At 55.6% G+C, this 13,638-nt stretch carries 11 protein-coding genes; 4 read left to right on the plus strand and 7 right to left on the minus strand.

Annotation, left to right across the window (positions count from 1 at the left end):
- Nucleotides 1–2,280: a T9SS type A sorting domain-containing protein gene (locus ACAW74_RS06265; RefSeq protein ID WP_370697354.1), complete on the minus strand. Its 2,280-nt coding sequence runs from the start codon at nt 2,278–2,280 to the stop codon at nt 1–3.
- A 356-nt stretch (nt 2,281–2,636) separates the two neighbouring features.
- Here ACAW74_RS06265 and ACAW74_RS06270 point away from each other — a divergent pair, with 356 nt between their 5' ends.
- Complete coding sequence (locus ACAW74_RS06270; protein ID WP_370697355.1) at nt 2,637–3,656, plus strand: zinc metalloprotease; 1,020 nt, start codon at nt 2,637–2,639, stop codon at nt 3,654–3,656.
- A gap of 74 nt (nt 3,657–3,730) precedes the next feature.
- Here ACAW74_RS06270 and ACAW74_RS06275 read toward each other — a convergent pair whose 3' ends face one another.
- The 6 genes from ACAW74_RS06275 to ACAW74_RS06300 form a co-directional block, all read right to left on the minus strand.
- A complete protein-coding gene (locus tag ACAW74_RS06275) occupies nt 3,731–4,258 on the minus strand; it encodes a DUF4123 domain-containing protein (protein WP_370697356.1) in 528 nt (175 codons plus the stop codon).
- Between the two features lie 31 nt (nt 4,259–4,289).
- Nucleotides 4,290–4,871, minus strand: a complete 582-nt coding sequence (locus ACAW74_RS06280; protein ID WP_370697357.1) for a hypothetical protein — start codon at nt 4,869–4,871, stop codon at nt 4,290–4,292.
- Nucleotides 4,872–4,900: 29 nt separating this feature from the next.
- Nucleotides 4,901–5,980: a hypothetical protein gene (locus ACAW74_RS06285; RefSeq protein ID WP_370697358.1), complete on the minus strand. Its 1,080-nt coding sequence runs from the start codon at nt 5,978–5,980 to the stop codon at nt 4,901–4,903.
- A complete protein-coding gene (locus ACAW74_RS06290; protein ID WP_370697359.1) occupies nt 5,977–6,342 on the minus strand; it encodes a hypothetical protein in 366 nt (121 codons plus the stop codon). Before ACAW74_RS06290 ends, ACAW74_RS06285 begins: the two co-directional genes overlap by 4 nt.
- A gap of 14 nt (nt 6,343–6,356) precedes the next feature.
- Entirely contained in the window at nt 6,357–6,767 is a 411-nt protein-coding gene (locus tag ACAW74_RS06295; RefSeq protein WP_370697360.1) for a PAAR domain-containing protein, read from the minus strand.
- Nucleotides 6,768–6,903: 136 nt separating this feature from the next.
- Nucleotides 6,904–8,265 carry a DUF58 domain-containing protein gene (locus ACAW74_RS06300; protein WP_370697361.1) on the minus strand — a complete coding sequence of 454 codons (1,362 nt, stop codon included), beginning with the start codon at nt 8,263–8,265 and terminating at the stop codon, nt 6,904–6,906.
- A gap of 196 nt (nt 8,266–8,461) precedes the next feature.
- On the opposite strand from ACAW74_RS06300, the gene uvrB reads away from it, so the two are divergent.
- The 3 genes from uvrB (at nt 8,462) to ACAW74_RS06315 (ending at nt 13,633) form a co-directional block, all read left to right on the plus strand.
- Nucleotides 8,462–10,483, plus strand: coding sequence for an excinuclease ABC subunit UvrB (gene uvrB / locus ACAW74_RS06305; protein ID WP_370697362.1), 2,022 nt, complete (start codon nt 8,462–8,464; stop codon nt 10,481–10,483).
- A gap of 268 nt (nt 10,484–10,751) precedes the next feature.
- Nucleotides 10,752–12,686, plus strand: coding sequence for a 1-deoxy-D-xylulose-5-phosphate synthase (gene dxs, locus ACAW74_RS06310; RefSeq protein WP_370697363.1), 1,935 nt, complete (start codon nt 10,752–10,754; stop codon nt 12,684–12,686).
- Between the two features lie 221 nt (nt 12,687–12,907).
- Entirely contained in the window at nt 12,908–13,633 is a 726-nt protein-coding gene (locus ACAW74_RS06315) for a ferritin-like domain-containing protein (protein ID WP_370697364.1), read from the plus strand.
- The last annotated feature ends 5 nt before the right edge of the window (nt 13,634–13,638 follow it).

Raw genomic sequence — 13,638 nt, forward strand, 5'->3', positions numbered from 1 at the left:
TTATTCTACCAGAATACGCCGCACCGTGGTCTGTTCACCCACCCGAATCCGGAGCAGGTACGTACCTGCGGGCCAGTGCGTAAGTGGTACGGTTGTCGTCGTTTGCATGATTCGGTGCTGCTGTTTCGTTTTTCCCTGCATATCCAGTAGGTCAAGCGTGGCCGACTCGGTTAAGGGTTCAGCAAATTGCACCGTCAGCGCCGAGGTGGCCGGGATGGGGAATACTCGGACCGATTCAGTCAGTCCGTCCATCCGCAGCGGTTCGGTAGCCAACAGCGGCAGGACCGTAACCACCAATGGGGCAGGTAGCCCCGGCGCATTGCCGCAGCCATTACTCAGAGCCGTTAACCGGTAGGCGGTTGTTCGTTGAAGATGAAGTTCGATACTATGCGGATTGGCGTTGGTGGTCACCTGCTGCGCGGTGCCAACTACATTACTACTGTCGCGATAACTGAACGTCCAGGGGCCTTCGCCACCCAGCGTGACGTTGAGTTTGACCAGTTCGCCAGCCTGCGCCGGGTTTGGGGTGGCCGACAGGGTAGCACTGGCGGGAGCCCGTACCGCGATTTGGGTGGGTGTGGTCGTGTTGGTCGTCGAAATGTCGGGGTTGGTCGATACCACAACCAATGAATACGTACCCACGGCCAACGTGGCAGGCAACGTACCTGTCACCTGCCCTATGCCGACCCGTTGATCCGTCAGATCCGTGTACGTCAGCGCGGTCGTGCCTGCCTCAATCCGGGCGATGCGTACCCGGAAGGTATTCCCGGCGTTGAAACCGCCCGTGGCCTGGAAATTCGCCGTCACCGGGCTACCCGCACACACTACGCTGGCCGACAGCGGCAATGTACGGATCGAGGGTACCTGTACGGTAATGGTAGCCGAGCTGGTAGGCAGGCCTGTGCCGCAATTGTTGCTCACCTCGGCCACTTGGTAGACAGTCGTGCTGCTGGGGGTTACGCGCACCGTCGTGTCTTTCTGCGCCGTACCTGAAAGGCCATTCGACAACCTGAACCGATAAGGCCCGTTGCCCGTAAACGTGAGGGTGAGCGTGGCAGTCTGACCCAGCGTAACGGTTGTGCTGCCCGACAGGGCCAATGTGGGTGGCCCCAAGACAAACACCCGAATGGCGACACGCGGGCTCACGCAGCCATTACTACCCGTTTGGGTTACGTAATAAATGTCGCCATCGGCACTCTTGGTCACCTCGCTGGTCGAAGGCATGGGCGCTGCGGCGAAGGTTGTCCCCGTAGGGTCGGTCCAGCGTAGGTTCGTGCCGGTGGCTGACAGGGGTTGGGTTGTGCTTCCCTTACAAACATCAAGGCGGGTCTGACCGACGGCTGGCACCGGTGTGGTCTGAACAGCCACCGTCAGGCGCACTTTAGGGCTTTCGCAACCATTTACCGACTGCACTACCTGATACGTTTGCGTACCCGGCTGACTGGTTGGCGGAACAGGGGCCGTCGTTTCCGAAAGCAGTTTATCGCTGGCATCGTACCAGGCCAGATTCGCGTTGGCCACTGTGGTGTAGGCAGCTAACGCTGGGGCATTACTGTTCAGGCAATACGTCAGCGTTGGGTTGGGTACCGACGGTACATCGGGGCGGAGTTTCACTTCGGTTTGCAGGTAGGCCACCGCGTCGTTGCCGGGGTTGCAGCCCCGGCTGGCATCCGTCACTACAAAACGCAGGTTATAGGTCGCCTTGCTGGGCGTCGCTGTCGTAATAGTCGGGGCCGTAAATGTCTTCTGACTAGTGGGTGCGGCCCCGCTGCCGAAGTCGTATTGTACCCGGTAGTTGTCGGGCACGGGACCAGTAATGTCGGACAACGTAACGGGCTTATCGTTCTGGCAGAAGGTGTACTGGTACGTATTCGGGGCAACCAGCTGGAGCGGCACGGCTGGTGCGCCGGGCAGGGTTTTCACCGTCAGCGTGGTTGGGCTTACGGTACCTAATACACTGCTACTCACCACCCGCACCCGGTAGGCATTGCTATAAGTCAGGCTGGCCGGGATCGTCGCCGTTATGGTGTAGGCAGCTCCGTTCTGCGTGGCGGCACTCGTAGGTACGTTCACAAAGGCACCATTGCCATTGGCCAGCTGCACGGTGTAGGCAGTCATAGACGTAACCGACAGGCCACTGCTGGTGAAAGGTACTTCGATGGTAGAGCCCGCACAAACGGCGTTCGTCGCGATGGCCTGCGTAGTGATGAGTTGGGCAAAGGCGAGCGGGCTCGTACCAAATAAGATTAAAAAGAAGAACGACCGTATATATTTCGTCATAGGTATCAGAATAAGTCAACGCAGAAGCGCAGTAGGCGACCAATCAGTAACAGGCAGGTATTATGTAGACGGATAAATGAAGATGGGTCAATACCACACAGCTAATTTATAAAAGACAGTCAACCTCATCGCATGCACCACACGAGCCAATGAGACTCATTGACCGAAATGACAGCCATTCCTGCGCTTAGTATTGACTTACGCTGGCGCGGTCGGTTACAGGCGGAAGCAACCTAATTAACGCGCTCTTATACATACATTCCTTTCTGTAAGTCTTAAATTATTTTTAAAAAGTGTCATTTGTTAATATTTAGAATAAAGTATAGGTTTGATCAACCATTAACCTAACCATGCTAATGAAAAAATTCCTTTTACCCATCGTTTGTTTGGCTATCGTTGGTGCCGTGTCTTCCTGCTTTGACCCAACTATTGACCAGTCAGGTACGTCATCAGCAAGTGACCGAAATGCGAAACAGGGCGAAGATGGCCCCCGTCAGTGCGCCACGATGGACGTGCTGGCCGAAAACATCAAAGAAAACCCCGGTCTTGCCAAAAAGCTGGACGATATCGACAAACAAGCCAGCCGTTTCATGAAAAGCGGGTCGTTAGCGGCAGCCGCTGCGCCCTACACAGGTGTAGTCACCATCCCGGTCCGGGTGCACGTGATCTACAACACGGCGCAGCAAAACATCAGCGACGCGCAGATTCAGTCGCAGATTACGGTCCTCAACCGCGACTACCGCAAAACCAACAGTGACGTCAGTCTGTTGCCGGGCGTCTTTTCGAACCTGGCTTCCGACATGCAGATTCAGTTTACGCTGGCGAGCGTCGATCGGAAGCAGTCGAGCAAAACATCGTGGGGTACTCGTGACGCCATGAAGAGCAGCAAAAAAGGGGGCGTCGACGCCATCGACCCGACTCGTAGCCTGAACATCTGGGTCTGTAACATTGGCGGTGGCATCCTGGGTTACGCGCAATTTCCGGGTGGTACGGCCGCAACGGATGGTGTGGTTATCGGCCCACAATACTTTGGTAGCCGCGACCTCGTGCCGTCGGGCGGCTATTTTGCCAGCCCCTATGACAAAGGTCGCACCGCCACGCACGAAGTTGGTCACTGGCTTAACCTGCGGCATATCTGGGGCGATGCCAGTTGCGGTAATGATCAGGTTGCCGATACCCCGACGCAGCAGACGGCCAACTATGGTTGCCCGGCCTTCCCGCACGTCACCTGCGGCAATGGACCCAACGGCGATCTGTTTATGAACTACATGGACTACACCAACGACGCCTGCATGTATATGTTTACCAACGGCCAAACCGCCCGCAGCCGCGCGCTGTTCGCGTCGGACGGTGCCCGCCGGACATTTGTGCAGTAAGCCAGGTACGTTATCTAAACGCAGAAGGCCTTCTACCGAGCGATAGAAGGCCTTCTGCGTTCGACAGCTGTCGGTCAGGTACGTTGGTAGCGCTTCGCCAGATACTGCTTCAGGTACGTATGCGCTTCAGTTCGGGGGAGGCGTTGCTGACGGAGTTGCCCCTGTTCTACAGAAAAATTAAGCGCATAAGCCGAGTCTTCATCTTCGGCAATAAAATAACGAACCGGTCCAAAGAAGGTCTGGAGTTGATCGGTGTCGCAGGTGGGCAGGAATAATCGCAGAGCGCGGGGGTCATAGTAACGAAAATACAGCGCAGGCCCCTGTTCGGGTCTGACATAGAGAAAGCGCTTCAGATGTTGATACAGCGCCGATGGTTCGGCATCGGTAACAACGACTACACCCCAGGCCTGCCCCCAGCCTTCGGCCAGTACCCAGTCGACGAAAGCAGAATTTTGCAGTGAAAACAGGTAAGGTGCTACGTGGCTCAGGGTTTCTTCGGCACTACCGGCGTAAAGGCAACGGTATTGGTTTTCGCCCGCCAGTTCTTTGGCCGTATCCATTGCCTCGCTCATCCGGGCGGCATCCAATAAAACATGAGCCATATGATGCAGGTACGTCCTGGCCAGTGACCAATTAATGTTTCGTTAGTTCGTCGGCCGGATAGGCTTCGTTGGAGCTGTCCGCCACGTTTATCGCCTTGATGGTGCGGCCGCCTACCTTAGCCACGTGCGGTTTGCCGGTTACCCAACCCTGAAAATCGTCTTTACCAATGGCTTGCCTGGCACGAGTCTGGAAGGCGATTTCTTCGCCGTATTCCAGATCAATGAAGACCAGCGACGTGCTGGTAAAGCTTTTTTTGTCAAGGATGCCGTGGGGTTGGTACAGTGCCAGGTATTTACCATCTGGCGACCAGCTTTGGTGGTTACCAGCCTTTGTATCAACCATGTAACCATCTTCGGGTCGCGCCTCAATGGTAAAGGTATCGTCGGGCAGGTGGATCGTCAGTTTTTTCCAGGCAGCCACTTCGCCTGTTTCCTCCAGGAGAGCAGGTTCGTGGAAGGTTAATTTAATTTTTGAGACAGGGTGCGTCATGGTGAAACTGGGTTTGGCGCTTTTGCGAGCCACTCGACGAGTGGCCTGCCCGTTGGCGGGCGAGTTTATGCCAGCAGCAGCCCAGAGCAGTACCAAAACAAGAACGACGCATTGATTTCGCATAATGGGAGCACGTTGACGATTGGCTGGGTTCATGAAGGCGGCGTGTCGGCGGGCACTACCGGATTGGGCGCATCGCGTATACGTTCGTATCGCCCTTTCATATCCGTACCTCGTCGGGCTGGCCCATAAATAGAATTGATTTCGTCCTGATAAGTTTCCCGATTCTCGCCCCAGTCGGCGGGGTTCTTCGACACCTTGGGGTTGTTTTTATAAAATGTATCAAGGGCCGACCCATAGTCAGTTGACAGATAGGCGGGGCGGTTTACACTCTGGTCAAGCGCCAGTGCCCGGCCTTTGTCGGAGGTCATGTAGTCGGAGATGGGGTAGTCGTAGCCTTTGGGCTTTGTACCAGTTGCCTTATCGATCCGTTTTTTAAAGTCGATGATTTGCTGATCCTTGAAATCATCATCTTCGCCAGCCTTCCGCATCGAATCGAGTGCTTTCTCGACCTGCGCCTTGGTCTCAGCGTCGGTGTTGGGATCGCAGTAGCTTTTAATGAAGGCATACAGTTTATCGCCACCGACAGTTACCTGCTCGCCCTTGCTGTTGGTATAGGTGTATTTGGCGCGCGTTTCGGTGGTCGTGATGGTTTTCTTTTTCTTGCCCTTCCCTACCGTCTTCGTCACCTCTACCTCTTCGGTATCCCAGCCCTGATCCTGAAACACTGTCTTGTACTTGTCGGGCTTGCGGGCTTTGAACGCCACCATCTGATCGGTTAGCTCTCCTTTACCATCTGGCGCAATCGTTTTTTGCATGGCGCCCATCGTCAGTGCCTGGTTGTCGTAGGCCTGCACTGCGTTGAAATCACCTTCGTTGGGTGACATTAGCAGCATCGTTTTCGCGTCGCCTTCGGTAATCTGCTGGCTATCGATGAGTGAGTGCCACCGCCGATAGTCGCTTATGGGCTGCTTGTTCGTCTTATTGTTGTAGGCCGGTCCCCGCAGCTTGCCATAGCGTAGGCAACTCCAATCGCTCTTAGCCGCCTTGGCACAAGGCTGCGTGCTTTTGCTGACGGCATTGGTTTTGGGCACGGCACCGGTAGCCACTTTCAACTGCGCCGCTTTGGCGGGGGGCAGTGGCTTCGCGGGCGGTTTGGGTTGTGTGCTCATGGTTTGGGTTCTGCTTCGGTCAGGTACGTGTCCAAGTGGCTTCGTAACTGCTCTGTTTTCTCATCTTCACGGAGGCTGTCATCGGTTAAAATAGCCATTGCCCACTCGCTATTCGACGGAAAATCGGAGCCGTACACCAGCCAGAAATCAGTAAAGATGGTCAGGTTGGCGTCGGTGGTAAGCCCATAGCGGCGAGCCACATCGAGACTTTGCCGGATTGTCGTGCTGTGCTGATCCGTAGCCAGTTGATGAGCATACTCATCAGGCAAGTGCATGGCCACATGCTGGCGAATAGCCTCGATCAGTTTGTTCTGAAAGTGAGCATCGAGGCGTTCGATCTGTTGGGTGCGGATAGTCAGCATGTGGGTGGATCAGCCTAGCAAACTTCACAAAAAACGGCCCCACTGTTGGCTGCCTGTTTCAGCGCCATGGTTTGCAGGGCTGCCCGTTTTCCGGCATTCGAGAGTTTATCCAGCCAGTTCAGATCAGGTAGGCTTATACCCGGTACGACCACGCCCATATCCCCAATCAGCACAGTTGGGCAACCACCCACGATAATGCCTCCGTGAATGGTATTATCGCCCATACGGGCAGCCGGCTTGCCATTGATATACACTGACATCGACCCGACAATGATCGAGTCGGTTGGTCCTACGCACACACAAGTATCCCCCACCGTTGCCGCAGGCAGGCCACCGATCAGCACGTTAGATGACCCTTTTAAGATAGGTCCTCCTACGTGGGGAACGGGTGGTGTCCCTGGCGTGACCATCGGACAGGTGTGCATATCGGTTGAACGAGCAGCAGGCTTTCCCATTTCATCGGCGCTTTTATTAGGCTAAGATATTCAGATAACGTTCACTCACCAGTACCATTTTATAGTTTTTAGTTACTGGAAAGTAATACCGTACTATCCTTTGTGCTCAGATCATGCCGCGGGCTTTCAGTTCGAGGTATTTGTTGACGGTGTTGGCGGTCAAGTCTTTGGGAGCAGTCAGGATGCTCTGAATGCCGTATTGCTGGAGCTCTTTCACAATCTGCCGCTTTTCGTAGGAAAACTTTTCGGCAATCGTCTTCAGATACACCTCTTCGGTATTCTTAGCGGGCGTGTCGAGCAGCGAGCGTAGTTCGGTGTTGTCGAAAAAAACCACTAGCAGGAGGTGGTCTTTGGCCAGTCGGCGCAGGTAAGGCAACTGCCGCCGCATGCCACTAATGGTCTCGAAGTTGGTGAACAACAGCAACAGCCCGCGCTGACGTACCTGGGTACGTATGGTAGCGTACAACGCCTCGAAGTCGGTTTCGAGATAGCGCGTTTTCTGGCGATACAGCACCTCCAGAATTTTCAGCATGTGGCCCGGTCGGCGTTCGGCGGGCACCACCTGCCCAATTTTGTCGGAAAACGTAACGAGGCCGGCGCGATCCTGCTTAATGAGGGCAATGTTGCTCAACACCAGCGAAGCGTTGATAGCGTAGTCGAGCAGGGTAAGGCCCTCGAAGGGCGAGCGCATCACGCGGCCTTTGTCGATAAGGCAATAAACAGCCTGCGACCGTTCGTCGGTGTAGGCGTTCACCACCAGATTCGACTGGTTGGGATCGGAGCGGCGGGCGGTGGCTTTCCAGTTAATCGTACGGAGATCGTCGCCCTGCGTGTAAGGACGTACCTGCTCAAACTCCATGCTGTGACCAATACGCCGGATCTTCTTGATCCCCAACTCGGTGAGGCGATTGCTGGCGGCCAGCAGTTCATACTGCCGCATTTGCAGATACGACGGATACACGGGCACCAGCCGCCCCTGCTCAAACTGAAAGCGCCGTTTCAGCAGCCGCATGGGAGTCATTACATAGACATTGATGGCCCCGAAACTGTACTCGCCTCGCCGGACCGGGCGCAATTCATACCGTATTGTCTGGACTTCATTTGGTTTTACCTCACTCTGAAACAGTACGTCGCGCCGTTGAAACTGAAAGGGTATTTCGTCGATAATCTCGACAGGTACGTTGAACGGGTACCGGCTTTCGAGATATAGGGTGACGGGGTTGTCGTCGCCGTTCGACAGGCGTTCGGGCAGGGCGCGGCGGGCGAAAAACACGGGCTGGCTACCCACCTGACTCTGCCGGAAGAGCAAAAACGCATCGATCAGCAGCATCCCGACAAATACCACGAAAGCGATTTCCAACAGAGGGAACAGCAAGGGAAGCGCGTAGGCCACCACGAAAGCAACCACAAAGCCCAGCAGGATCAGCCAGACACGAAGCGAAACGAAAAGGGCGCGGAAGAACGTCATACGGGGCAAAATACAGCTTTTGCGCGATCAAGGCACATGGGCTGCCTCAGTATTGTAGCGCGGCGTGAGTCTGGTGAGTTCGTGTACCCGGCGCAGGTACAGAAACCTATCAAAACTACCTTGTCATTCGGAGCGTTTATGCGTAACTTGCTGTATTCCGCCGGGCAGCGTATGCCAACTCGGAGCAACAACACTGATGAACTTTGAATTAACCTCGGAATTTCAGCCAACCGGCGATCAGCCCAAGGCCATTGCTGAACTCGTTGACGGCCTGAAAAAGAATGAACCCGCGCAGGTTTTGCTCGGGGTTACGGGCAGCGGTAAGACATTTTCTATAGCCAATGTCATTCAGCAGGTCAATCGGCCCACGCTGGTCTTGAGCCACAACAAAACGCTGGCGGCCCAGCTTTACGGCGAATTCAAGCAGTTTTTCCCTAACAACGCCGTCGAGTATTTCATCTCCTACTACGACTACTACCAACCCGAGGCCTACATCGCCACCACCAACACGTACATCGAGAAAGACCTGGCAATCAACGAGGAAATCGACAAGCTCCGACTGGCAGCGACCTCGGCCCTGATGAGCGGTCGGCGCGACGTGATCGTGATTGCGTCGGTGTCGTGCATTTACGGCATGGGCAACCCCGAGGAGTTTCGGAACAACGTAGTCCGTATTGGCGTGGGTGAGCGCATGAGCCGCAACCAGTTTTTGCACAAGCTCGTCAGCATTCTTTACAGCCGCACCGAAGGTGACTTTGCCCGCGGTAACTTCCGAGTGAAAGGCGACACGGTCGATCTGTTCGTGGCTTATGCCGACTTCGCCTACCGGGTTATCTTCTTCGGCGACGAAATCGAAACCATTCAGCGCATCGACCCGGCCTCAGGCAAAAAGCTGTCCGACGAAAAGCTGGTGACGATCTTCCCGGCCAACCTGTTCGTGACGGGGCGCGACACGCTCAATGGAGCCATCACTCAAATCCAGGATGATCTGGTGTCGCAGATTCGGTATTTCGAGAGCGAATTTCGGGAGCAGGAAGCCGAGCGAATTAAGGAACGCACCGAGTTTGACCTGGAAATGATGCGCGAACTGGGCTATTGCTCGGGCATCGAGAACTACTCGCGCTATTTCGACCGCCGCAAACCCGGCCAACGCCCATTCTGTCTGCTCGATTATTTCCCCGACGATTTTCTGATGGTCATTGACGAAAGCCACGTCACGATTCCGCAGGTCAGGGCGATGTGGGGCGGCGACCGTTCGCGAAAAGTAGCGCTGGTCGATTACGGGTTCCGGCTCCCGTCGGCGATGGACAACCGACCGCTGACGTTTCAGGAGTTTGAAGACCTGTCGGGCCAGACGATTTACGTGTCGGCTACGCCATCAGACTATGAATTGCGCAAGAGCGAGGGCGTGGTCGTCGAACAGCTGATCCGCCCTACGGGTCTGCTCGACCCGGAAATCGAGGTACGTCCCAGCCTGAATCAGATCGACGATTTGCTGGAAGAAATCGACGTGCGCATCAAGCGACACGAGCGGGTGCTGATTACGACCCTGACCAAGCGGATGGCTGAAGAACTGACCAAATACCTGGAGCGTGTCGGCATCAAAACGCGCTACATTCACTCGGAAGTAAAAACGCTTGACCGGGTCGAGATTCTGCGCGATCTGCGATTGGGCAATTTCGATGTACTGGTAGGGGTAAACCTGTTGCGCGAAGGGCTCGACCTGCCCGAAGTATCGCTGGTCGCCATTATGGACGCCGACAAGGAAGGCTTCCTGCGCGATATCCGGTCGCTCATTCAGACCATCGGCCGGGCCGCCCGGAATGCCAACGGCAAGGTGCTCATGTATGCCGATACCATCACGGGTTCGATGGCAAAAGCCATTGACGAAACAAACCGCCGCCGGGCCATTCAGATGGAGTACAACGCCGACCACGGCATCACGCCGCAGACGGTACTGAAATCGCGCGAGTCGATTCTGGGGCAAACCAAGGTGGCCGATTCCAAACCGAAGCAATTCTATGTAGAGCCGGAAGAGATTCGGATTGCGGCCGACCCGGTGGTGCAATACATGGGCAAAAGCGACCTGGAACGGCTGGTCAAGGAGACGCAGTCGCGGATGGAACGCGCCGCCAAGGACCTCGACTTCATCGAAGCCGCCCGCCTGCGCGATGAGCTTTTTCAGCTTCGCGATAAGCTGAAGAAGGAAGCCGTGTAGCGCATTTGTAGTTACCTGGTTAAGAAGGTGCTAACCTCACAGGCACCGGCCTCTTCTTAGCCAGACAACTACCAACGTGCCTATCAGGTGTACTTCTGCATAGAATCAAGGAATAGTCCTATTCTGGACAAGCCTTGCCCTATCAATTATCCAAACAATGCCGTATTTTTGCGCCCTTGCTGTCAGACCTTTACAGGTAATAGGCGTAGAAACAATTCCCCATCCAGGCTTGTTTACCCACCACAGTTAACACTTCACGCGGTTTATCATGCTGATTACCCCCGGCCCTCTGTTGGCAACCGTCAATACCCCCGACCAGTTGCGCCACCTCCCCAAAGAACAGCTCCCTCAACTTTGCGATGAGTTACGCCAGTTCATTATCGATGTGGTGTCGGTCTACGGGGGGCACTTCGGGGCTAGCCTGGGTGTAGTCGAGCTGACAGCCGCCCTCCACTACGTTTTCAATACGCCCGACGACCAGCTGATCTGGGATGTAGGCCACCAGGCTTACGGCCACAAAATTCTGACGGGTCGTCGCGATAACTTTTACACCAACCGCTTCTACGGCGGACTGTCGGGCTTTCCCAAACGCAAAGAGAGCCCCTACGATGCCTTCGGCGTGGGCCATTCCTCGACCTCGATTTCGGCGGCGCTGGGTATGGCCGTCGCCTCACAGTTACAGGGCAATGCTACCCGCAACCACATCGCCGTCATTGGCGACGGTTCGATGACCGCCGGGCTGGCTTTCGAAGGCATGAACCACGCGGGCGCCACCGATGCCAACATGCTTATCGTGCTCAACGACAACTGCATGAGCATTGATCCCAACGTGGGCGCCCTGCGCGAGTACCTCACCGACATCACCACCTCGCCCACATACAACAAGGTCAAAGACGAGGTCTGGAACCTGCTGGGTAAGTTCAGCACGTTTGGTAAGTCGGCACAGGAGATCGTCTCTAAAGTAGAGAACGCTATCAAATCGTCGGTCCTCTCGCAGAGCAACCTCTTCGAGTCGCTGCACCTGCGCTACTTCGGCCCCATCGACGGCCACGACGTCGACCGGTTGGTGGATGTGCTGGCCGATCTGAAGACCATTCCCGGCCCCAAGATCCTGCACGTACTGACGGTGAAAGGCAAAGGCTACGGCCCGGCCGAAAAAGACCAGACCAAGTGGCACGCGCCGGGTCTGTTCGACAAGCTGACGGGCGAGATCAAGAAAAAGACGTACCTGACGCCCCAGCCGCCTAAATACCAGGATGTCTTCGGCCACACGCTGGTAGAGCTGGCTGAGCAGAACCCCCGCATCGTGGGCGTGACCCCGGCCATGCCCTCGGGCTCGTCGATGAACATCATGATGAAGGCTATGCCCGAGCGGGCTTTCGACGTGGGCATTGCCGAACAGCACGCGGTCACTTTCTCGGCGGGTATGGCTACGCGGGGCGAAGTGGTGTTCTGCAACATCTATTCGACGTTTATGCAGCGGGCCTACGATCAGGTGATTCACGACGTGTGTATCCAGGAACTGCCCGTAATTTTCTGTCTGGACCGGGCTGGTTTTGCCGGCGCTGACGGTCCCACCCACCACGGGGCCTATGACTTGGCTTACATGCGGTGCGTACCCAACATGATTGTGGCAGCACCGATGAATGAGCAGGAACTGCGCAACATGATGTACACGGCGGCTTCGGCCACGGTGCAGCAGGGCAAGCAGGCCTTCACGATCCGGTATCCACGGGGCGAAGGCGTGATGCCCAACTGGCGCACCCCGCTGGAAGAACTGCCCATCGGCAAAGCACGGCTGGTGCAGGACGGCGAAGAGGTCGCGATTCTCACCATTGGCCATATCGGCAATTACGTTACGCAGGCGCTGGGTACGTTAGCCACAGAAGGCATCCGACCGGCGCATGTCGATATGCGGTACGTAAAGCCGCTGGACGAGGCGATGTTGCATCAGGTGTTCCAGCGCTTTGATCGGGTGTTGACGGTCGAAGACGGCTGCTTGCAGGGCGGCTTCGGGTCGGCGGTGCTGGAGTTCATGGTGGATCACGGCTACAGCGCGCGGGTGAAGCGACTAGGCATCCCGGATGCAATCATCGAGCACGGCGAGCAGTTGGAGTTGCAGCGGGAATGTGGTTTCGATCCGCAGGGTATCGCCGATGCCGTTCGCCAATTGCTCTATGCCAATCAAAAAGTAAGCGTATAAAATACTATTTAGTTTATGATGCGGCTGGGACGTCATTTAGTCTAAAAATGGGCTAAATGACGTCCCAGCTGCATTATTGTGTTCTTCGTGATTTTCCTCTCTACAGGACCTTAGTTAGAAATAACAGACTTTTTTTTGGGCTTTATAAATCCGAAACAGCTTCATATTCCGTAAGCATAGTGGGTCTGCAGGTGGCAGATCGTAGTAACGTTTGAAAAACTATGCTTACATCCAAGAATGATCAGCAGGAACCAAGCCCTGTTGTCTCGCCCGAACACCCGTCTCTGATTGTAGGCCGGCGGTTGTTTCTCCGCTACGCTGGTTTCACCGCTGCTTCGGCCAGCCTACTTGTAACGGCTTGTAGCAAAAACGACAACGTCGGTACAAACCCCACCCCGCAGGCAGTCGACCTCGGCGCGGGCGATGTCGGTATTCTCAACTATGCTTATGCCCTTGAGCAGTTGGAAGCCGCCTTTTACACACAGGTTATTGCCACGCCCTACAGCGGCATGAGCGCCGACGAAATGACCATCCTGACGGAAATCCGGGATCACGAGCAAATCCACCGCGACTTTTTCAAGACGGCTATCGGTAGTGCTGCCATCCCAGCCCTGACGCCTAACTTCGGCGCCATCAACTTCAATGACCGCAACAGCGTACTGACCGCAGCCCGCACCTTCGAAGATCTGGGTGTATCGGCCTATAACGGAGCCGGTAAACTCATCAAAGACGTTAACTATCTGTTGCTGGCCGGTAAAATTGTTTCGGTTGAAGCCCGCCACGCCGCTATCATCCGCGACCTGCTCAATTCGCGCACGGCGGCCTTCGCCGGTGACGATGTTGTTACGCCTTCGAACGGCCTTGACGCCGCCCGTCTGCCCTCAGCCGTGTTGCCGCTGGCTCAGCCTTTCATTCAAAATAAAGTAACCGCCACTCAGCTGGCTTAACATAC

Origin of the sequence: Fibrella musci (assembly GCF_041321105.1) — a bacterium.
Classification (GTDB): Bacteria; Bacteroidota; Bacteroidia; order Cytophagales; family Spirosomataceae; genus Fibrella; species Fibrella musci.

What these genes read in the sequence shown, in the direction of transcription:
- ACAW74_RS06270 (WP_370697355.1), top strand. Translation starts at nt 2,637, where the DNA reads ATGAAAAAATTCCTTTTACCCATCGTTTGTTTGGCTATCGTTGGTGCC.
- ACAW74_RS06315 (WP_370697364.1), top strand. Translation starts at nt 12,908, where the DNA reads ATGCTTACATCCAAGAATGATCAGCAGGAACCAAGCCCTGTTGTCTCG.
- ACAW74_RS06285 (WP_370697358.1), bottom strand. Translation starts at nt 5,980, where the DNA reads ATGAGCACACAACCCAAACCGCCCGCGAAGCCACTGCCCCCCGCCAAA.
- ACAW74_RS06290 (WP_370697359.1), bottom strand. Translation starts at nt 6,342, where the DNA reads ATGCTGACTATCCGCACCCAACAGATCGAACGCCTCGATGCTCACTTT.
- ACAW74_RS06295 (WP_370697360.1), bottom strand. Translation starts at nt 6,767, where the DNA reads ATGCACACCTGTCCGATGGTCACGCCAGGGACACCACCCGTTCCCCAC.
- dxs (WP_370697363.1), top strand. Translation starts at nt 10,752, where the DNA reads ATGCTGATTACCCCCGGCCCTCTGTTGGCAACCGTCAATACCCCCGAC.
- ACAW74_RS06265 (WP_370697354.1), bottom strand. Translation starts at nt 2,280, where the DNA reads ATGACGAAATATATACGGTCGTTCTTCTTTTTAATCTTATTTGGTACG.
- ACAW74_RS06275 (WP_370697356.1), bottom strand. Translation starts at nt 4,258, where the DNA reads ATGGCTCATGTTTTATTGGATGCCGCCCGGATGAGCGAGGCAATGGAT.
- uvrB (WP_370697362.1), top strand. Translation starts at nt 8,462, where the DNA reads ATGAACTTTGAATTAACCTCGGAATTTCAGCCAACCGGCGATCAGCCC.
- ACAW74_RS06280 (WP_370697357.1), bottom strand. Translation starts at nt 4,871, where the DNA reads ATGCGAAATCAATGCGTCGTTCTTGTTTTGGTACTGCTCTGGGCTGCT.
- ACAW74_RS06300 (WP_370697361.1), bottom strand. Translation starts at nt 8,265, where the DNA reads ATGACGTTCTTCCGCGCCCTTTTCGTTTCGCTTCGTGTCTGGCTGATC.